Here is a 20495-nt window from a genome sequence, read left to right on the forward strand (position 1 = left end):
AGGAAATCTTCATGAATCGTGAAAATCTGGTCGTTTTGTGACAGGTCAGAGGCACCTTGGCGAACGACGACCGAATGCACGCAATTCTTACCTCAGATCGTCGATACATCCCCATCAAAACCAACCAATGTTACCCGCGATATTCCTCTGACATTTCGCAACTCCGCGATGATATCGGCAGACGCAAGGGTTAGGGCCGTGGACAGGGCGTCGGCGGTTGTGGCTGTGTCGGCCTCTACGGTGACCGTGGACCAGTGAGGTGCCAAGCCCGTTGGACTCAAGATGTGATGCGCCGGTCCCAGATGCAGGGCTGTCGGGCTGGAGGTGGCGATAGCGTGGTCGGTTACGGTCCGTGTGCCGATATGACCCGCCGCCGGATCGCTGAAACCCAGCTGGAAGGGACCGCCGATCGCGCGATACTCACCGATATTTACCAGACAGCTTTCGAACCCCTGACCGCGCAGAATGGCTGTGGCCGCATCCGTGGCGTAGCCTTGCGCGATGCCATTGAAGGTCAGGGCCTGTCCTGCATCCAAGTTCACCTGCGCTGCGGTGTGGCGGACCCGGTCCCAGCCGACCAAGATGCGCGCAGCATCTGCGTCCCCGCCCGTGGCCAAGGCGCGCCATAAGGGCTGGACCGTGGGGTCGAACAGGCCATTGGTCTGGCGATAGGCGATGTCTGTGGCGGCGAGGATGGCCCGCATATGTCTGGAAGGTGCGTCCAACAATCCTGTGGCGTTCAAACGTGTCAATTCCGAGGGTTGATAGAGCGACAAAGCGCCCTCGACCTCCCCCAGAAGCGTCTGAATTTCAGCGAAGGCCCGCTCGACACGCTCGCTTGGGCCACTCAGCGTAATCTGGGCTTCGGCGCCAAACGCGCGCCCGGTCCAGGTGTGCGGTCGCGACGGCGTCCGGGCGGCCAGTGGCGTTGACGCAAAGGCGGCGGCAATCATCAGGGCGCGGCGACGGGTGACAGTCATTCTGCAGCGATGCTCCGTTTTTCGCGGCGCGCGGCTAGGATCAGTGGCACGCATTGGTCGGGATCGTCATGAATGGTCACGCAGTCAAGGCACTGGAAACATTCGGAATAGTCGATCTGTCCGGATTTCTTGATCGCCCCGTAGGCGCATTTGACCTTGCACAGCTGGCACGGGCTTCCACAGGCGTCGCGCCGGTCGATCCAGTCCCGCCCGCGCACCAGCCCACCGACGGCCATCACGGCCCCCAAGGGACAGACATAGCGACAGAACCCTTTGAACAGCACCATTGACAGCAGCAGCAGCCCCGCAGCGTAGGCGACGTAATACCATTCGCGAAGGAAGAACGTGGTGATCGCGGTCTTGAAAGGCTCCACCTCGACGGCCTTGTCTACCCTACCGGGGGCAATGAACACCGTGGCGATCAAGGCTACGAGGACGGCGTACTTGATCCATTTCAGGCGATCATCCCATGCCGCCGACGGCTCGATCTGAGGGATGCGCAGCACGCGTGCAATATGGTGGGCGAACTCCTGCAACGCGCCGAAGGGGCAGAGCCACCCACAGAAGAGGCCACGGCCCCAGGCGACAAAGCCGATGATGGTCACGGCCCAGACCAGAAGCGAAAATGGATCGTACAGCAGGAACGCGTAGCTGCCGCCCTCCCATGCGGTGCGGATCACGGCCAGCGGCGTCACGATGGACAATTGCCCCTGACCCCACCAACCCACGAAAACGGTCATGAAGGCGAGGATCGACAGACGGATTGGCGTGAAATGCCGGTGGCCTGCAAGCCGGTTCAGGTTCCCGCCCAAAAGGAGAAGCAGCGCCACCAAGAAGAGCGACAGGACGATGAGATCGGGCGCACGTCCGCGTAAGGCCTCCAGCCAGGCCGGAACGGGGGTGTGCACCTCGGGGCGGGTGAAGAACCGCTCGTCCGTCTTATGGGTCGCCGCAAGTGTGACCGAGCCGATCTCGGGCTGAAACACGCCATGTTCCCGAATGGCCTTCACGTTTAACGTCCAGTCCGCGGTCGGATCAAAGCCCAACCGCCGATCCGTGCGCAGGATCATGGCCGCGCCGAAATCGACCGCATCGTGCAGGGCGTCGGGCAGAGCCTCGTGCAGTTCCACAAAGATATCCGCATCACGCAGGGCCACGGGAAACCCGCCTTGCTCGGCGCTCAACCAGTCAGGCGAGGTGTTGCGCACGAACTCCTCCGAGACCAGACCGTGCCGCCCGGCATCTATCACGAGGATCGGCTCATCGCTGGTTGAGATCGACATGAACTCTTGCAGCTCGTCATAGCTGTCCTCGGACAACACGGCCCGCGCGATGGAGGATGGGCCCAGGTCGATGATCCAGAGATCAAGATAGGGTGCATCCGGATCATCCTGCGCCTCGGGGTCGTCATCTTCCCACAAAGTGCCCTCAAACTCGGCGTCGACCGCGCCGTTCGTGAAGACTTTGTTCTTGGCCAGGCCCGTCTCCACGATCTCGTCCCATGTCAGATCTTCCACATACTCGCGGTTTGGAAACGCTGGCGGCCCGGTCGAGATTCCGTTCATCTTTTCGCGCGCGACCTGAAGGGCGGCGGCCAGCAAGCTTTCATGGGCGATCCGCACGGACGCCGTGGCCTTGGTCACGCCATCCAGATACACCAGCGCGGACCCATCTGAGCCCGAGCCATAGGGGGACCCCACCACAAGGCTGTCGCTGATCGAATGTCCGCGATACTGCTCGAAGAACTTATGAAAAGGCGCCTGACCCAGACCTGACACAAAGATCGGCTCGTTATGGGACAAAAGCTGCACGTCCAGAAACCGCCCGTCCAAGTCAAGGACCACCAGAATATTGATCGGCGCGCCCGAAAAACCGGGCAGGGGGGCCATGGGTTCGGTCTCGAAGACATAGCCCGCTTCGGCACCGCCAGAGTTCAGAAGTTGCCAGACACCCTTGTCATTTACAGGCTCCCCAAGGGACATCGGCGGAACGATCAGGGGGGCAAGGTCCTCACGCCCAAGCGGCTCGGCCGGGACGAGCGTGGCCCATACCGAACAACACAGCGCGACGAGTGCGCGAATGATCCAGTGTCCTCCCATTGGAGTGAGGTTAGGGATGGTACGAGACCGACCCTATTGGACAAAGGTCGAAGGGATTTTGCCTCGCGCACCGCCTTGCAGGATGTATTGTCAGGCAATGGGGAACACAGCGACAGACAGGCTTTCGGGACTCACCATCCTGATCTCTCTTGCAGGGCTGGTTTTGGTGTGGATTTGTGCCGCGTGGCTGACATCAGACCCAAGCGTTCTGCCCACCCCGTGGGCTGTCCTTCAGATCATGGTTCGTGAGGCGGCATCGGGCGATCTGTGGCTCCACATCTCCGCAACGCTCAGCCGGGTCATTTTGGCTTTCGCCATTGCGATGGGGCTGGGCCTTGCGTTGGGCGTTGCCCTCGGGCGATCACCCGCAGCGAACCGGTGGCTCGGCCCATGGGTGGTCGTGTTTCTGAACATCCCCGCACTGGTCGTGATCGTGCTCTGCTATCTCTGGATCGGACTGAATGAGGTCGCAGCCATCACCGCGGTGGCAGTCAACAAGACCGCCATGGTTGCCGTCACCATTCGGGAGGGCGTCTGGGCCATGGACCGCGCGATCAGCGACATGGCCCGCAGCTACAGGATGACGGCAGTGGCCCGGCTGCGCCATATCATCTTACCCCAGCTTTGGCCCTATATCGCATCCAGCACCCGCAACGGCCTCGCCATCATCTGGAAGATTGTTCTGGTCGTGGAATTTCTTGGTCGAGGCAACGGTGTTGGCTTCCAGATCCACCTCTATTTCCAGCTGTTCGAGACCGGATATGTTCTGGCCTACGCCCTAAGCTTCGTGGCGATCATGCTGCTGATCGAATACATGCTGGTCCAGACTTGGGAGGCGCGTGTGACCCGTTGGCGCCGCGTGGGTGGCTAATCGGCATCCCAGCCGGGCGTGAAGTCTATCTTCGTGGACCCTGCAAACCTGGCGGTGTTCTCAAGCGCGGTCACGACTTTTGCGCGTCGGGTTCGCGTCAGCGGGCGCTTGGCCTCCGCCCAGTATTTACGGACTACCATCGTACCAGATTTGCGGTCACATTTCATATCGATCCGTCCGATCAGGTTGTCCCCTTCAAGCAGAGGAAAGACATAGTAGCCATAGCGGCGCTTGGCTTCGGGGACGAACACCTCAATGCGGTAGTGAAAGCCAAACAGCCGCTCCGCCCGTTTGCGATCGCGCAGTGCGGGATCAAAGGGCGACAACACCCGCACCCGGTCTGAGGGCGGCGCGGCGGGCGTCAAACCCGGTGTCGCGTAGGACATCCGTGTGCTGCCGTCCGCGGTCTCAACGGCGATTTCTGCGATCTGGCCGCTGCGCTTGGCCGCGTCGCACCAAGCCTTTGCCTCTGCGGGCGTGACAAGATCCCAGAACGCCGCGATCTCGCCCGATGTGGCAAAGCCCAACCGGTCCAAGGCGGCGGCGCAGGCCCACTCGATCGTTTCCTCTTCGTGGGGTCGGGCGTTGAGATACTCCGGCGGGATCACGTTTTCGGTCAGATCATAAATCTTTCGAAATCCTTCGCGCCGCGTGACCGTCAGTTCTCCTGCGCGCCAGAGATATTCCAGCGCCGTCTTGGACGGATGCCAATCCCACCAACCACCCGAACCTTTGACCTCATCCTGACCGACATCGCTGGAACCGCAGGGACCTGTCTTGGCAATTTGCTCCAGTACCGTATCAAAGAGCGCTTCGAACCCCGCGCGGCGATCCTTGGCCCATCGGGACCTCAGGCTTTCGGCATCCCGCGCAAACTTTAGCCGCCAATAGGGGAAATGCGCCATCGGCAGAATGCTGGCATCGTGGGTCCAATGCTCAAACAACATCCTGTCCCGCTCTGCCAACCGCGCCAGATGCGACGCGCGATACGTCTGCTGACGGGCATGCAGGATCATATGGTGGGCACGGGCAACGGTGTTGATGCTGTCGACCTGCACAAAGCCGATCTGGTCGATCACGCCCTTCAGGTCATCCGGTCGGGTCCGTCCCAACCCGTGGCGATCCAGAAAGATATGTCGAGCTTGTCTGTTGCTGAGATCCATGGCCAAATTCTGCACCACGCTGCACTGGTGCGCCACCCGGAACGTGCTAGAACCTGACCCGAAAGCGGGAGGTGCGGTATGGATCTGAATGACACAGTGGCTTTGGTGACCGGTGCGGCCTCGGGGCTGGGGGCGGCAAGTGCCGAAGCGATCATCGCAGGCGGCGGAAAGGTGGCACTTCTGGATCTCGATGGGGACCGTGGGCGTGAAACAGTGGCAAATCTGGGCGACGCTGCCATTTTTGTCGAAACCAACGTCACCGATGAGGCCTCTGTCACCGCGGCGCGGGATGCAGCGCTGTCAAAGTTCGGCAAGATCACAGCCGTGGTGAATTGCGCTGGCATTGCGCTGGCCTCCAAGACCGTCGGCAAGGACGGTGCGCACGATCTGGGCATGTTCCAGCGCACCATCGACATCAATCTGGTGGGCAGCTTCAACGTGGCCCGTTTGGCGGCAGAGGCGATTGCCTCGAACACACCCAACGATGAGGGCGAGCGGGGCGTGATCATCCACACCGCCTCCATCGCTGCGTTCGAAGGTCAGCGGGGGCAGCCTGCCTATGCGGCGTCAAAAGGCGGCGTCGCGGCCCTGACGCTGCCCATGGCCCGTGACATGGGGGATCTGGGCATCCGGGTCATGGCCATTGCACCGGGGCTCTTCATGACACCGATGCTCGCGGGTTTGCCGGACGCCGCGCAAGAGGCGTTGGCCTCCCAACCGCTGTTCCCAAAACGTCTTGGCCGGCCGGAGGAGTTTGGCAAGATGGTCCGCTTCATCATCGAAAGCCCATACCTCAACGGAACATCGATCCGCATCGACGGCGGCATCCGCCTGCCATGAAGGCCATTGTTGTTGGCGCGGGGATCGGCGGTCTGGCCGCTGCGCTCGCCCTGGCGCAGGACGGCTGGCAGGTTGATGTTCTCGAAAGGGCACCCAGTCTGGGCGAGGTGGGCGCGGGGCTGCAGATCAGCCCCAATGGTATGCGTGTTCTTGACTGGCTTGGTGTGACAGACAGTTTGCGTCCCGCGTTTTTCGAGCCCGAGGCAATCACGCTGAGATCGGGGAAGACCGGCCGCGTTCTTTTCCGCTTGCCGATGAAAGACACAGCAACCGAGCGGTGGGGCGCGCCGTTCATGCAGGTCCACCGCGCGGATCTGCATGACGCGCTGCTCCGGGCCGGGCAGTCCCTTGGCGTCACTCTGAAAACCGGATTGGATGTCCGCAGCTACCGGTCGGATGGCGTCGTTTTCACGGACACGCAGGACTTTGACGGCGATCTGGTCATCGGGGCCGATGGCGTCAGGTCGGTGATCCGGGATCAGATGCTGGGTGCCGATCCTGCGCGGTTCACCGGCAATGTTGCATGGCGTCTGACAGTCGATGTCGATACGCTCTCCGATCCGCCGCCGCCCGAGGGTGCGATCTGGGCGGGGCACAAGCGGCACGCTGTGACAACCCGGATCCGCAGTGGCCAGATGGTGAACTTCGTGGGCATTGTCGAGCAGGAGGATTGGACGGAAGAGGGATGGTCGATCCCCGGCGATCCCGACGTGTTAAAAGCAGATTTTGGAAATTGGGCGCCCCCGTTGCAAGAGATCATCAAAGCGGCGGATGCGCCGTTTCGATGGGCGCTGTTCGACCGCCCACCTTCACCGAAATGGTCAGACGGTGTCGTCACGTTGGTGGGCGACGCAGCCCATCCGATGCTGCCATCCATGGCTCAAGGTGCTGTTCAAGCGTTAGAGGACGCCGCTTGTCTTGCCCTGTCTTTGCGCAAAACCCGAACCCGTCCGGCGCTTGAGGCGTACCATGCCCGTCGCATCGACCGGGTCAGCGCTATTCAGGCGCGGTCGGCGCAAAACCTGCGGATGTTTCACAAAAGCGGTCCGGCGCTGGTGCCATTCTGGGTCGCAGGGCGGGCTGCACCCGGTGTCTTGCAATCCAAGCAGGACTGGATTTACGGCCATGACCCACTGTCTCTTCAGCCATGATCCAGGCTATCGGGCACCCAAAGCTGCCGGAACATCTTTTCCTCGGGCGGGCTGCATCGCTGCCGGAATTTATCGAACGTGGCCTCTTCCTGCGCAGCGCGCGGCCCGTCGGGCAGTATACCGTTCAGCGTGATGATCCGGCCTGACGCCTTGTGGCGAAGCGCCCGGTCAATGGCTTTCAGCGGATGGCGCCACGGAAAGGGTCGCACTGTGCTGGCCCACACCTCGTTCGACGGAATCATGGCTGTGAAGTGCTTGGCATAGGGGCCACGGGCCAACCAAGACAGGTTCGGATGATCACTTTGCGGCGTGCCGTTCAGCGTGGCATTGTGAGATCCGTGGTGGCCGACTTTGTAGAAGGTGCACCGTCCCAAAAGATCGAGCGCCGTCTGCGAGACGCCATCCACAAGCCATTTCAAATCCGCCCAACTGCGCCAACTGCCTGCTTGCGCATCCCCTGTAAACAAAAGTGTCTGGCCGCTGCCCATGAGTTCGAACAGCAGAACCAGCGACGTGTTGTTGACCTCTGAGTTCAACCGTAATGCGAGGTTTTCGGCATCGTCCGCCGAGATGTCGTCAATCTTGCGATCTTGCTCGCCGTCCGTCCGGTAGGTGCGCGCCAAATACGCTTCGCCCAGATCGTTGCGGTCGATCTTACCTTCGAGAATTTGCGCCTCGTCAATGGAAAACCGCGGTGCAAAGGGGCTGTCATGACGCTTCAAGACCGCCCCGCTGAAAGCCGCGAACAGCGCACTGCCGTCGGACCCCGCCGCAAACGCAGGGCTTGTGTGAAACTCCTCCCGCCGGAACGGATTCAACCGCGTCAACAGATGCGGATCGCGGGGCGGGCCAAAAGGGTAGAGCCGCACATTCTCGACGCCGGGCAGCGGGATCGGCCCATCGCCGGGAGACAGATACTTGATGCGCACGCCGGGCATGTTGCGCAGATATTGCAGCCGCGTCTTGTAGCGAAACCCCCGGATTTTGCGCCGCGCGTTCAGAGCGAGACCGAAATTTTCCATCGCGTCGTCTGAGGGTGCGTCCACAGCCTGTTTCAGAATTTCTGCGCCGTCGCGACTGCCGGTTTCGCTTTCCAGAAAGTCAGCAATCACATCAGCGCTGTGCGTGACCCCGCTTTGATGCGATAACCTGTCATGGGCCAGCGCAAGGGTCAGTAACTGATCCCCGAAACTGTCGCGCAGATCATTGGCGTCGTCATCGTCCGGATCTTCTGTCCAGGCCAGCCACAACTCTTTCACCGTGAAGGTCGCGAACGGATGATCCTCGTCGCCCCGTTTGGGAAATCCGCTCACGTGGTCTTCATGCTCGTGGGTCACAACGACCACATCCAGAACGCCGCCCGTTGCCGCGTGAATGTCGCGCAGAACCCCGTCCATGGTCGGACCGTCCGCGATACCTGATCCGGCCTTCATGCCGCAGTCAAGCAGCATATGAAACGGGCGGTCATCTTCAGGCGCCCGCCGGAAGGTCAGCAAAAAGCAATCTCCGTGCCCTTGCCGATACATGCGGATCAGGACGCCGCTTTCGGGTGGGCTCAATCGATCGGTCATGCGGGCCATCCCGTGCCATCGCCCGCGCTTTGGGTATGGCGGTGCAAATCTGTGAACGCCTGAGCCGAGCCAGCGTCATGTCCGCCGAAAAACGCGGTCTGGTGCGCCTGATCGATCCGCCTGAGATGGGCGCGCTGCCGGTCCACGCCACGGTCATCAGAGATCGTGAACGGCGTGCGGATCAACCGCCTGATCTTGTAGGTGCGCGTGTCGATCAGAAAGGTCGTTCCCGCGCGGTAGATGAAATCGCTCCCGTCGCAGGGCAGTTCACCGGCATCAGCCGCCGCCTGATCCGCAGGGTCCAGAAAGCCATGACGGCTCTGGATCAGTTCGATGACATATTCCTGATCCAATTGCCCCCGCTGGCCCATCCGCGTCGCGATCCGTACCGCGTGAACATGCAGGGATGGAAGGTCGGTGTAGGTCGATCTAAGCACTGTGAGCGGCGCCGTCTTGTCGAACTCAATGCCGATAAGCTGCGCAAACGGCGTCGATTCCTCCCGCGTCAGGAGGAACCAGAGCAACCGCTTGTAGTGGTTCATCACATGAAACTGCACGCAGCGCGGCAGGGTCGCGCCGATGTCCAGAACGTTGGTCTGAAACATCTGCGTCTTGCTCAGGGCATCGACCGTGCTGGCCGTATCCTTGCGCTGCGTGGCGAGCGCCATCAGCCGCGTCCGCATCGCCCGCGCGGCCTGTTTCAGATCGTCGTTCGTCTGCCGGAACAACAGTTTCAACTGACGCTTGCGCGCGAAGGGCAGACCGGCGTCATCGCGCATCTGGCGGCACAGTTCTTCCAGAACCAGACGCGGGTTGCTCATCAACATGCCAATATGGCCGCTCACCTCGTCAAGGTCCACCGACCGGATTGCATCCGCGCGCGAAGCCTGCCGATCCCGGTCTGCGGTCTGGATGTCCGGCCAGCACAGCGCAGGTTCCGACAGGATAGGCATTCCCGCCGGGACAATTCCCCATGCGGTGAACGCCTCGATAAACGCGTCGCGGTAGCCTTGCTTGTCCTCGGGAAACAGATCCCGGTCGGCGGTGATGATCGCGCGAAAGTAATCGCCAAAGCTGACATTCACCGGCGGCACGTAATCCATCGCCCGGATGCAGATCCTCATGACCCGGCGGGCGCATTGGGCAGCCTCAGCGGCAAGACGTTTTTTCAGGTCGGGGTCGATTTCGCCCGACCGCAGAATGCCCGAGCCGTTGGAGGCGATGCGGAAGAGGTCGCTGACCCGCGTCTTGTAGATCGTCAGGAACGCCCGAAATACCGCCGCAACCAGAACGGCACCCCGTGCATGCGGGCCTTCCGCTCCGTCCAGGGCCAGCTTGTCGGGCGCGCGCAAAGTCCATTCGCCGCGGTCCATCTGACCCAGAAAATCCCGAAGCGCATGGCCCCGCCCCACGCTCAGCCCGAACTCCTGCGCCAATTGGCCAAGAATGCTTTGCTTCCCCAGATCGCCACGGGTCTTTGCAATCTGATCCTCCAGCACCTCGGGAAAGGAGAAGAGCTGAAACAGTGCGATGATATCGGCGAAGGCTTCGTGCAAGGCACGCATGTCGGGGCCGGAGTTTTCGGCAAACCGCGGATGAAGCCCATCAAGGATCGCGTGGACTGTCTCGTGAACAACGATGTCATGGCTCAGGCAGGTAAACACGGTCGTGCCGGGCGGCGCGCCTGCGCTCTCTGCATCCGCCGTGAAGTAGCCAAACAGCAGCGCCTTCTTGTCCGGGTTGTAGAACGCGTTTGCCTCGCGCAGGGCATGGGGATAGATCCGCAGCCGTTGCACGAACTGCTCTTCCCAGAGCCCGTCTTCCGATTTCTTCGACACCGGCGCCCAGTGTAAACGCCGTCCCAACGCCTCTTCGAACACCGCGATTGTGTTCATGGCAACCGCATACACCATCTGCTGGTGAAACTTCGGGTTCTCTGGCGAGGGCGGCAGCCCATCATCGAACTGGACCGCATCTGCGTTCAGGTCGATGGGTGCGTAGAACACGCGGCTCGCGGGGTCATAATCAATGACCTCCAGATATTCGCCGCTTGGTCCCAGTTTTGGCGCGACCCGGTCATCGGGGTCCAGATCATGGGGCAGGGAGATCGTCACATACCGCGCGGCGCGGTTCTTGAAATCTCGACCTGCCGTCGGATCAAACGCAAATACCCGCAGACGTCGGGGACGCTTGGTTCCCAGATAGGGTGCTTCGGTCATGGCAAGACTGGCTCACTCGGGGCGGGCGCGTTGGGCATCAGGTATTTTCTTACGGTGCCGTCGGCATAGGAGTATCCCGCCAGAATGGCCGCGCGCTGGACCTCGGGTTCGAACCGCTTGAGACGGGTGTCCATGTCACGCGCGATCTGCAGCATCGCGTCCGAGGCCTTATAGCCGGTCCACTCCAGATCATCGGGATCCGTTGCGATGGACCAATAGGCCCCACGCCGCTCGGGCAGGCCATCCCGAAGCATATTGCGGTAGAGATTGATCAAGCTGCGTTCCCGCCAATCGACCGACACATCCAGAAAGCTGTTAATGATCCGCATCATCATACCCGGCCACCACTGGAACTGCTTGTGAAGTGATGGAATGTTCTGCCCCGCATTGGCCGCGATCAGAATCCCGCACCGCTTCCAGATCGGCTCCAGCCCGATATTGTCATAGGTTCCGCCGTCAACCAGAACCGGCGCGGTTTGCAGCGCAGGATCTGTGTAGCGCGCACCGGCCGGACAACTGACATCCTCCCCACTCAAATCAAGCCGTACCGGCGCCAATATCGGCGGAAACGCCGAGGACGCCGCGACCGCTGTGCTGAGCTTGATGGTCTTTGTCGTCGACCGAAACGCCCGCCAATCTGCGACGTAATGGTGGTTGAACCGGGTCAGCCCGCCGGTCTGCAGGTTCATGGCACAAAAAATGAAACGGGTTTTCTTGGTGATCGTGCTGAGTTTGCGATCGTGGAAGATATGCCGGTCATAGGCGCGGGCCAGTGCATTGCCGCCCGAGATGCCAGGGATCAGACCCTTCAGCGTGGTCATGATATCGACAGAGGTCGAGGTTGCCGCCAGAACCGGCTTGATGAAATGGTCGATCATCTGGTCATGAGATGCGCGACCGCTGTCCCAGCTCATCAGGTCCCAATTCATCGCAAGGATGCCTGTTGCGATGGACCCGCCGGACACAGACGTGATCCGCTGCGCACGCCCCAGAATACCAAGCTCATTCAACCGCAGCAGGGCGCCCGCGTGAAACAGCGTGGCCCGATATCCGCCGCCGGAAAAGGCAAGACCGATGGCAGTTGGATCATATTTCGGGGACAGTTCCGACGATTTAAAGTAGCCGGATTCCGACGATGCGGATGGGAAATCATCAAGCATAAAAACTCTCGAAAAAATGAAACTTGTAAAAATATACTGGCGCTACGTTAACCGAAAATCGGGTGATTTGGCGAGTTTTTTTTCGCAACGTCCGGGCAAACACCGGTCACCTGGGTCGGTATCCCTCGGCTGTGTTCCGTCGTCTCCGGCGTATTTTGCACAAGTTCCGGGCGCGATTCCGGGTCCTTCAACGAGATGCCGCGCGAGAATTGCATCGCCCCACGAGGCATTGTGTTGATGACTCAGATCAAAGCGGGTCGTAAAGTTTTCCGACAGCATTCGGAAAACCTTCAGGAGTGCGGATATGTCGAAAACAAAGACGATCGAGATGCCAGAGCAATTGCCCAAACGCACGGATGCCATCATCGGATTTGAGCGCGGGGAGTACCCCTATGCCGAACGCGTAAGCCGGGAAGTTTACGAGAAGGAAAAGGCTGAGCTTCAGGTTGAATTGCTGAAGGTGCAGCATTGGGTTCAGGAAACCGGCCAGAAATTCGTTCTTTTGTTTGAAGGGCGCGACGCGGCTGGCAAGGGCGGCACCATCAAGCGCTTCATGGAGCATCTCAACCCCCGCAGTGCGCGTGTCGTGGCCCTGAACAAGCCAACCGACGAAGAGCGCGGCCAGTGGTTTTTCCAGCGATATGTGAAGCATCTGCCGACCTCGGGCGAGATCGTTCTCTATGACAGATCCTGGTACAATCGCGCGGGCGTCGAGCGCGTCATGAACTTTTGCCAGCCTCAGGACTATCTGGAATTCATGCGGCAAACGCCGGAATTTGAACGCATGCTGGTGCGCAGTGGGATCAAGTTGTTCAAGTACTGGTTTTCGGTGACACAGGAAGAACAGAAGCGTCGCTTTGAGTCTCGCGAAACGGATCCTTTGAAACGGTGGAAGCTGTCGCCGGTTGACCGCGCGAGTCTCAGCAAATGGGACGACTACACCGAGGCCAAGGAGGCGATGTTTTTCTACACCGACACCGCTGATGCCCCATGGACCGTCATCCGCTCCAACGATAAGAAACGTGCCCGGCTGAACTGCATGAAGCATTTTCTGTCGCAACTGGATTATGACGACAAAGACGAGACCGTGGCGACGCCTTTCGATTCGAAGATCGTCCATCACGCAGGAAGCGTCGTGCACAATTCCGATCATATCTTAGCCGCGTCCCTACATCCGAAGACACGCAGATCCTGACACCTGGATGTCGCTGATCCGTGGCAGGCGGCTTACTAAAAACGCCGTCGATACGTTCTTTGTCCCGCGCGGACCGGCTAGGTTCCCGACATCAAACAGGTCGCGCAGCCGGTGAGGGCGGCGTAGTCGTCCTCGATCACGTGGACCGAGAAGTTCTGCATAAACCCCGAGAACCGCCCCTTGTCGCGGAACGCCTCCGCGAAGCCAAGACTTGCGAAATGCGGCGTGAACGCCCGGGCCACGCCGCCCGCAAAATAGACCCCACCGAACGGCAACTGGATCAGCGTCAGGTTGCCCGCAACCGTGCCTAGCATCCGCACAAACATGCGGGCCGCTTCGACCGCCCGGGGATCACTTCCGGATTCGAAATCGGCCACGATCGTCTGCGCGTTTTTCTCGGCCGGGGCGCCGCCTTCGGTGCAAAGCCAAGTATACACCCGCTCCAGCCCGCGGCCCGACAGCATGTCCTCGACCGCGGGAAATCCATGGGCCGTTTCGAAATACCGAATGAGCCGCAACTCCGCTTCGGACCGGATCGGCAGGTTGGCATGACCGGATTCTGACGGCGTCACCAGCCGCCCCGCAGGTGTCTCGAACACCGGGGCGATGTTGAAGCCCGTGCCCACGCCGATCACCAGCTTGGTTGCCTCAGGCGGGCTGTCATGACCTTCCAGAAGCTGCGTGACAGACCCATGGGCGAGATGCCCAATAGAATGACCTTGGGCCTGTAAATCGTTGAGAAGACGCACGTTATCGGCCTTGGCGGCGCGCGAGATCGTGGTCTCGTCGATCTCCCAATTGAGGTTGGTCAACTCGCCGCGACCATCCTTCACGGGGCCTGCAATGGCCACGCAGGCCCCCTTGCAATCCACATCGTCGTGATCGGCGAGAAACTTGCGCAGTACCGTCTCAAGCCCGGGAAATTCGGCATTGCGATAACGCGTCACGGTCTCGGTCAACAATTGGCGACCGTCGGCCAGAGCCACACGGGTGTTCGTCCCGCCGATATCGGCCACGAGGGAGTATGTGTTGTCAGGCAGGCTCATCGGGCGAGGGCTTTCTGTAGCGCGTGGTACGAGGCTTTGGGTGTGCGCGTCAGGGTTTCGAAATCGACATGGATCAGACCAAACCGCTTTTCGTATCCAAGCGCCCACTCGTAATTGTCCAGAAGCGACCAGAAGGTAAAGCCCTTGAGTGGCACGCCCGTCTCCATCGCGCGCTTCGCGGCCGCCACGTGGGCCTCGATATAGTCTGTGCGCGCCGTGTCTGGGATGCCCGGGCGGTCGTCATTGGCCATCCCGGATTCAGTGACATAAAGCGGCAGACCCTTAGTGTAGGTCTCATGCGTCCATGTCAGAAAATGATAGAGGCCGTCCGGGTAGATCTCCCACTCCATCTGCGTGGTGGGCAGGGGGCCCGGCACTTCCTCATGAGCGGGCCATGGGCCTGATGTCGGCGCAATCCGTTTGCAGGTGTAATAGTTCAGCCCAAGCCAGTCGAGCGGCGCTTGGATAACATCGAACTCATCCTGCCACCCCCGCGGCATATGCGACTCAAGGCCCGCCATGACATCGTCGGGGTAGGCCCCTTTGAACAGACCTCCCAGAAAGAAGCGGTTGTAATACCCGTCATAAAGCCGCGCGGCCTCTCGTGCTTCGCGGGTATTGTTGGCCGCATGGGCAAACTCGAAATTGCATACGGCGCCAAGGTTTTTCACACCCAAGGCGCGCATCGCGGCAATCGCCCGACCATGGCCCGTCATCACGTGGTGCATCGCATGAGCGGTGGCACGGATATCGCGAACACCCGGCGCGTGATGACCCAGAAAATGCGACAGCCAGCCCACACACCAAGGCTCATTGATCGGGGCGGCGGAATAAACCCGATCCCCGATGCGCGACATGATCACAGTGGCAAAATCCGCAAACCAGTGAGAGATGTCGGGATTGCGCCACCCGCCCAGATCGGCCAGCGGCACGGGCAGCTCCCAATGGTAGAGCGTTGCCTGAGGTTTAAGACCACGTTCCAGCATCGCGTCGACCAGACGATCGTAGAAATCCAGCCCCTCAGCGTTCGGCGTGCCGCGCCCCTCCGGCAAAACCCGCGCCCAGGATGTGGAAAACCGATAGGCATCAAGGTTCATCGCGGCGGCGAGATCCAGATCCTCTTCAAACCGGTGATAGTGATCGCAGGCCAACGCGCCGCGCTCGGCCCGGACGACATTGCCCGGCGTTGCGGCGAACGTATCCCAATGGGTGGCACCCGCCCCGCCAAAGCCGTGGCCCTCAATCTGATAGCTGGACGTGGCGGCTGAAAACAGGAAATCAGGTGGAAAATCAGCGCGTTGAAAGGCAAGGCTCATGTCAGGACTCAGACGGCGCGGGACCGGTGGAAGGTCCAATCACAAGTTCCGCCTCCCACTGCTCGTGCTGCTCCTCGGGCATTTCGTCGTTGATCTTGGCGATTAAAAGCTCGGCGCAACGCCGCCCCGCCGCCCGAACAGACGATTTCAATGCCGTGAAAATTGGCTTGTCCGATCCGTTCGGCAGATAGGAAATGTCATCGTCAAAACAGACCACCGAGACATCGCGGCCCATGATCAACCCCCGCTCTTCGATGGCGCGCCGGACGCCCAACGCCATCACAAAAGATGACGCGATAAAGGCTGTCGGCGGGTTCGGTTGATCGAGCATCTCGCCCCCGGCTTTGTAGCCGAACGGCTCTGTCATCTCATTGGATCGCATCAAGCTGGTATCGGCTGCGATCCAGGCGGCCTCAAGCGCGCCCAGATAGCCCGACCGACGCCGGATCGCGAAATCGTAGCTTTCCAATCCGTTGAGCAGGGCAATGCGGCGATGCCCCAGCTCCAGCAAATGTTCCGTGGCGCGCTGGATCGCCCGGCGGTTGTTGACGTCAAGCCAACTGTAGGGGGTCTCGGTGCCGGTCGCGCGGCCATGGACGAGGAACGGCAGCTTAAGACTGTCCAGCAGGGGAATGCGCTGATCGTTCTCGGACGGTGCATGCAGCAACACCCCGTCGACAACACCATTGGCCTTCATGTCTTCGTATATTTCCACCTCATCCGCGTCGCTGACAACGGACAACCGCATGGCATATCCGTTCTGCGCGTAAATCTCGCCAGCGCCCGCCAGAAAATCGGTGAAGATGATGTTTACCATCTCCTCCCGCGCGGACAGGGGAATGACGTGGCCGATCATCATGGTGCGACCCGTGGCAAGGCTGGTCGCGCGCAGACTTGGACGGTAATTATGACGCTCGGCGGCTTCACGCACGCGTACGCGCGTTTTTTCGCTTACTTCGGGGTAGCCGTTCAGCGCACGGCTCACGGTGGTCTGGGACAGACCAAGAACTTCGGAAAGTTGACGTAGATTCATGGCGTATTCTGCCCCTGTTGCGCTTGACGCGCTTTCGAGTTGCGCACTGGTTTAGAAACCAATTGACGTGCCGTCAAAGGGGAAATCCAAAGGTGGGGGATTTCGCAATTTCCATACGCTTTGTGGCAGGTTACACTTTTTACTTGATCATTGTTGACACGGACTGGACGTTAGGTCACCGTTTAACAGCCAAATCGCTTTGGATAATTTTCCAAAGCAGCATAGAGAGCGAAGCAGGATCGGGAAATCCTGCAATGGGAGGACATAATGAAAAGACGTTATTTCGCTGGCGCAGCTGCGCTGGCTCTTGTTGCTGGTATGGCGCAAGCGGATGGACATCAGCCTTTCGCGGTGGGTGAGGGCGACTTCAACTGGGACAGCTACAACGCGTTTGCCGAGAAGTATGACCTGAGCGGTCAGACCATCACGATCACCGGACCATGGACCGGGTTGGACAATGACAACGTCACGCAAGTGCTCAGCTATTTCGAAAGCGCCACCGGGGCGACCGTGAACTACTCGGGCTCCGACAGCTTTGAGCAGGACATCGTGATTTCCGCCCGCGCGGGCTCCGCACCGAACGTCGCCGTGTTCCCACAGCCGGGCCTTGCGGCCGACCTTGCCTCCCAGGGGCTGCTGACGCCGCTGCCAGAAGGCACGGGCGACTGGGTGCAAAGCAATTACGCTGCCGGTCAGTCCTGGGTCGATCTGGGCACCTATCCCGGTCAGGATGGTACCGAGGACCTCTACGGCTTCTTCTATAAGGTCGATGTGAAATCCCTCGTCTGGTACTCGCCCGAGGCCTTCGACGAAGCGGGCTACGACATCCCGGAGACTATGGAAGAGCTCAAGGCGCTGACCGATCAGATCGTCGAAGAAGGCGGCACGCCGTGGTGCATTGGACTGGGCTCCGGCGCGGCCACAGGCTGGCCTGCGACCGACTGGGTTGAAGACATGATGCTGCGGACGCAATCGCCCGAAGATTACGATGCATGGGTCTCCAACGAGATGAAGTTCGATGATCCCAAGGTCGTCGCCGCCATCGAGGAATATGGCTACTTCGCCCGCAACAACGACTATGTGGACGGCGGCGCATCCGCCGTGGCCAACACCGACTTCCGCGACAGCCCTACGGGCCTCTTCGACATTCCGCCGAAATGCTACATGCACCGCCAGGCATCCTTCATCCCGACCTTCTTCCCCGAAGATGCAGAATTCGACTTCTTCTATTTCCCCGCCTACGAGGGCAAGGATCTGGGCAAGCCCGTCCTTGGGGCCGGGACACTTTGGGCGATCACCAATCCGTCCGATGGTGCGAACGCGTTGATGGAATACCTGCAGACGCCCATTGCGCATGAAACATGGATGGCGCTGTCAGGCTTCCTGACACCTCATTCCGGCGTGAACACGGACCTCTATGCGAACGCGACCAACAAAGCGCTCGGTGACGTTCTTCTGAACGCCACCACATTCCGCTTTGACGGATCCGACCTGATGCCCGGCGAGATTGGGGCAGGCGCGTTCTGGACAGGTATGGTAGACTACACCACCGGCAAGGATGCCGCCGAGGTCGCCAAAGGCATTCAGGACCGTTGGGATACGATCCAGTAAGGCGGGCTAAGACCTGCTGAAAAGACCGACCGCGGCGCACAGGCGCCGTGGTTCAACAAAAAGGCAAAGCGCCGCAAAAATCTGGGAGGGCTCGTGATGTCACCGCTGCTGCAAGGTGTTCTCACCATTCTGATCGGTGTGGGGGGATGTGTAGGATACTTCTACGCGTCCAACCTGATCCTCGACAAAGTGATTTTCCCGCCCACGAAGACTGATCCGGGCCGCAACATCAACCGCGCCAACATCGTTCGTCCTTGGCTGTTTCTCTTCCCCGCACTCTTCGCCCTTGGCCTTTATCTGGTCTACCCGGTCATCGGATCGTTCTGGCGGTCGCTCTACAATCGCGCAGGTGACGAGTTCATCGGCTTTGGCAACTACACCACGATGTTCGGCGACGCGGGCTTTCAGACCGCGCTCTTCAACAACTTTCTCTGGGTGCTGGTCGTCCCCGCCGCCTCCACCTTCTTCGGGTTGCTCGTGGCACAGCTCACCGACCGGCTCAGCTGGGGAAATATCGCGAAATCGCTGATCTTCATGCCCATGGCCATCTCTTTCGTGGGGGCCTCGCTGATCTGGAAATTCGTCTACGCCAACAATGCAGATATCGGCCTGATCAACGCAATCCGCGATCTTTTCGGCGCGTCGGAGCCGCTGGACGTCCTGCAATTGCGCTTCTGGAACAACTTCTTCCTGATGTTCATTCTGGTCTGGATCCAGACGGGCTTTGCCATGGTGATCCTGTCGGCGGCCCTGCGTGGCATCCCCGAAGAAACCGTGGAGGCCGCTATCATTGACGGGGCCAACCCGTTTCAGATCTTCTTCAAGATCAAAGTGCCGCAAATCATGGGCACCATTGTTGTGGTCTGGACCACGATCACCATCCTTGTGCTGAAGGTCTTCGACATCGTCTACACCATGACCGGCGGCAATTTCGGAACAGAGATCCTGCCAAGTTATATGATGAGCTACATGTTCCGCGACGATGGGCGCGCGACTGCCGTGGCCTTCGTGATCATGATCATCGTGCTGCCTGTGATGATCTGGAACATCCGCCAAGCGCGCGCAGAAATGCGCTAAGGGAGGACGACTTATGGACAATATCGCTGGAACAAAATCCTCGCTCTCCTGGGCCGTCAATATCTCGGTCGTGCTGCTGGTCCTCATCTGGTTGATCCCGACAATTGGTCTTCTGGTGTCGTCTTTCCGGGACCGGGATCAGATCTCGGCCTCCGGCTGGTGGCTGTCGCCCTTCGCGGTAGAACAGAACTTTCAGGTCCGCGCCTCGGCCGACGATGCCGTGGAGCGGGACGGTGTCTTTGTCATTGAAGGCAATGTCTTTGAAGATGGAGAGGGCGAAGTTCTCCGCTTTGGCGGCGCGCGCAGCAACCCAACCGCAAGTGGGGCGGGCGAGCGGGCGGAACTGACCCGCGACCGGACCCTGCAACTGGAGGCCAACGGCGACTACGTCTACACCTCCCCGGCAGAGATCACGCGCGATCCCAGTATCTATTTCTCAACCGCGACCCCGCCGGAATTCTCGACCGAGAATTATCAGACGATCATGGCTTCCGACAACATGGACCGGGCCTTTATCAACACCCTGACGGTCACGATCCCCGCCACAATCATCCCGATCCTGATCGCAGCCTTCGCGGCCTATGCATTGGCATGGATGGATTTCCGGGGCAGGGGATTCCTGATCGCGATGGTGGTCGGTCTTCTGGTTGTGCCCTTACAGCTGGCCCTCGTACCGCTCTTGCAACTGCACAATCAGGTCGGAATCGGTCAAAGCTTCCTCGGCATCTGGCTGGCGCATACGGGCTTCGGTCTTCCGCTCGCCATATATCTCTTGCGAAACTACATGGTCGGTCTTCCGCGTGATATCATCGAAAGCGCCAAGGTCGACGGGGCAACCGATTTTCAGGTCTTCACCAAGATTGTTCTGCCCCTCAGTTTCCCCGCCTTGGCCTCTTTCGCCATCTTCCAGTTTCTCTGGACGTGGAATGACCTTCTGGTCGCCAAGGTGTTCCTGCCCTCCAACAGCGAAAGCTGGGTCATGACCGTAAAGATCGCCGATGACCTTTTGGGCTCGCGTGGGGGTGACTGGGGTATTCTCGCCGCGGCAGCGTTCATTTCGATCGCCGTTCCGCTTGTCGTATTTTTCACAATGCAACGCTATCTGGTGCGCGGTCTCTTGGCCGGCTCCGTGAAGTAAGCCCTTTTGAAGGACAGGTTTTCTT

General features: G+C 60.1%; 16 protein-coding genes. 7 read left to right on the top strand and 9 right to left on the bottom strand.

From position 1 onward, the window contains the following. Positions 1 to 92: 92 nt before the first annotated feature. Positions 93 to 980, bottom strand: coding sequence for an FAD:protein FMN transferase (locus KIN_RS06430; RefSeq protein WP_159805086.1), 888 nt, complete (start codon positions 978 to 980; stop codon positions 93 to 95). Then, positions 977 to 3079, bottom strand: a complete 2103-nt coding sequence (locus tag KIN_RS06435; RefSeq protein ID WP_159805087.1) for a 4Fe-4S binding protein — start codon at positions 3077 to 3079, stop codon at positions 977 to 979. Before KIN_RS06435 ends, KIN_RS06430 begins: the two co-directional genes overlap by 4 nt. Before the next feature lie 97 nt (positions 3080 to 3176). Here KIN_RS06435 and KIN_RS06440 point away from each other — a divergent pair, with 97 nt between their 5' ends. Beyond that, positions 3177 to 3950: an ABC transporter permease gene (locus tag KIN_RS06440; RefSeq protein WP_159805088.1), complete on the top strand. Its 774-nt coding sequence runs from the start codon at positions 3177 to 3179 to the stop codon at positions 3948 to 3950. Here the strand turns inward: KIN_RS06440 and KIN_RS06445 are convergent. Continuing rightward, the gene (locus KIN_RS06445) at positions 3947 to 5113 is read right to left on the bottom strand and encodes a winged helix-turn-helix domain-containing protein (protein ID WP_159805089.1); all 1167 of its coding nucleotides are present in this window, start codon (positions 5111 to 5113) and stop codon (positions 3947 to 3949) included. The genes KIN_RS06440 and KIN_RS06445 overlap by 4 nt on opposite strands. Before the next feature lie 78 nt (positions 5114 to 5191). Between KIN_RS06445 and KIN_RS06450 the strand changes: the two genes are divergently transcribed. Together KIN_RS06450 and KIN_RS06455 are read left to right on the top strand one after the other, a co-directional pair. Then, positions 5192 to 5953, top strand: a complete 762-nt coding sequence (locus KIN_RS06450; RefSeq protein ID WP_159805090.1) for an SDR family NAD(P)-dependent oxidoreductase — start codon at positions 5192 to 5194, stop codon at positions 5951 to 5953. Next, entirely contained in the window at positions 5950 to 7104 is a 1155-nt protein-coding gene (locus KIN_RS06455; RefSeq protein WP_159805091.1) for an FAD-dependent monooxygenase, read from the top strand. The genes KIN_RS06450 and KIN_RS06455 overlap by 4 nt, the downstream gene beginning before the upstream one ends. Here KIN_RS06455 and KIN_RS06460 read toward each other — a convergent pair. Genes KIN_RS06460 through KIN_RS06470 form a run of 3 tightly spaced genes read right to left on the bottom strand, consistent with a single transcriptional unit; the run spans position 7095 to position 12054 of the window. Continuing rightward, positions 7095 to 8675, bottom strand: coding sequence for a ComEC/Rec2 family competence protein (locus KIN_RS06460; protein ID WP_159805092.1), 1581 nt, complete (start codon positions 8673 to 8675; stop codon positions 7095 to 7097). The genes KIN_RS06455 and KIN_RS06460 overlap by 10 nt on opposite strands. Beyond that, positions 8672 to 10894: a gluzincin family metallopeptidase gene (locus KIN_RS06465; RefSeq protein ID WP_159805093.1), complete on the bottom strand. Its 2223-nt coding sequence runs from the start codon at positions 10892 to 10894 to the stop codon at positions 8672 to 8674. Before KIN_RS06465 ends, KIN_RS06460 begins: the two co-directional genes overlap by 4 nt. Beyond that, positions 10891 to 12054, bottom strand: a complete 1164-nt coding sequence (locus KIN_RS06470) for a patatin-like phospholipase family protein (protein WP_159805094.1) — start codon at positions 12052 to 12054, stop codon at positions 10891 to 10893. The genes KIN_RS06465 and KIN_RS06470 overlap by 4 nt, the downstream gene beginning before the upstream one ends. Positions 12055 to 12382: 328 nt before the next feature. Between KIN_RS06470 and ppk2 the strand changes: the two genes are divergently transcribed. After that, positions 12383 to 13249 carry a polyphosphate kinase 2 gene (gene ppk2, locus KIN_RS06475; protein ID WP_243144845.1) on the top strand — a complete coding sequence of 289 codons (867 nt, stop codon included), beginning with the start codon at positions 12383 to 12385 and terminating at the stop codon, positions 13247 to 13249. Between the two features lie 77 nt (positions 13250 to 13326). Here ppk2 and KIN_RS06480 read toward each other — a convergent pair whose 3' ends face one another. From KIN_RS06480 to KIN_RS06490, 3 genes are read right to left on the bottom strand one after another with little or no spacing between them, the layout of a single operon-like run. Further along, positions 13327 to 14295: a glucokinase gene (locus KIN_RS06480; RefSeq protein ID WP_159805096.1), complete on the bottom strand. Its 969-nt coding sequence runs from the start codon at positions 14293 to 14295 to the stop codon at positions 13327 to 13329. Then, positions 14292 to 15611 (bottom strand): GH1 family beta-glucosidase, encoded by a 1320-nt coding sequence (locus tag KIN_RS06485; RefSeq protein ID WP_159805097.1) that lies wholly within the window; start codon positions 15609 to 15611, stop codon positions 14292 to 14294. The genes KIN_RS06480 and KIN_RS06485 overlap by 4 nt, the downstream gene beginning before the upstream one ends. Position 15612: 1 nt before the next feature. After that, positions 15613 to 16644, bottom strand: coding sequence for a LacI family DNA-binding transcriptional regulator (locus tag KIN_RS06490; RefSeq protein WP_159805098.1), 1032 nt, complete (start codon positions 16642 to 16644; stop codon positions 15613 to 15615). A gap of 267 nt (positions 16645 to 16911) precedes the next feature. On the opposite strand from KIN_RS06490, the gene KIN_RS06495 reads away from it, so the two are divergent. From KIN_RS06495 to KIN_RS06505, 3 genes are all read left to right on the top strand, one after another. Further along, complete coding sequence (locus tag KIN_RS06495) at positions 16912 to 18255, top strand: ABC transporter substrate-binding protein (RefSeq protein ID WP_159805099.1); 1344 nt, start codon at positions 16912 to 16914, stop codon at positions 18253 to 18255. A 96-nt stretch (positions 18256 to 18351) separates the two neighbouring features. Then, positions 18352 to 19332: a carbohydrate ABC transporter permease gene (locus tag KIN_RS06500; RefSeq protein WP_159805100.1), complete on the top strand. Its 981-nt coding sequence runs from the start codon at positions 18352 to 18354 to the stop codon at positions 19330 to 19332. 13 nt (positions 19333 to 19345) lie between these two features. Beyond that, on the top strand, positions 19346 to 20470 hold the full coding sequence (locus KIN_RS06505; RefSeq protein ID WP_159805101.1) for a carbohydrate ABC transporter permease: 1125 nt from the start codon (positions 19346 to 19348) through the stop codon (positions 20468 to 20470). Positions 20471 to 20495 lie beyond the last annotated feature (25 nt).

The organism is Litoreibacter roseus (genome assembly GCF_009811795.1).
Taxonomy (GTDB): domain Bacteria; phylum Pseudomonadota; class Alphaproteobacteria; order Rhodobacterales; family Rhodobacteraceae; genus Litoreibacter; species Litoreibacter roseus.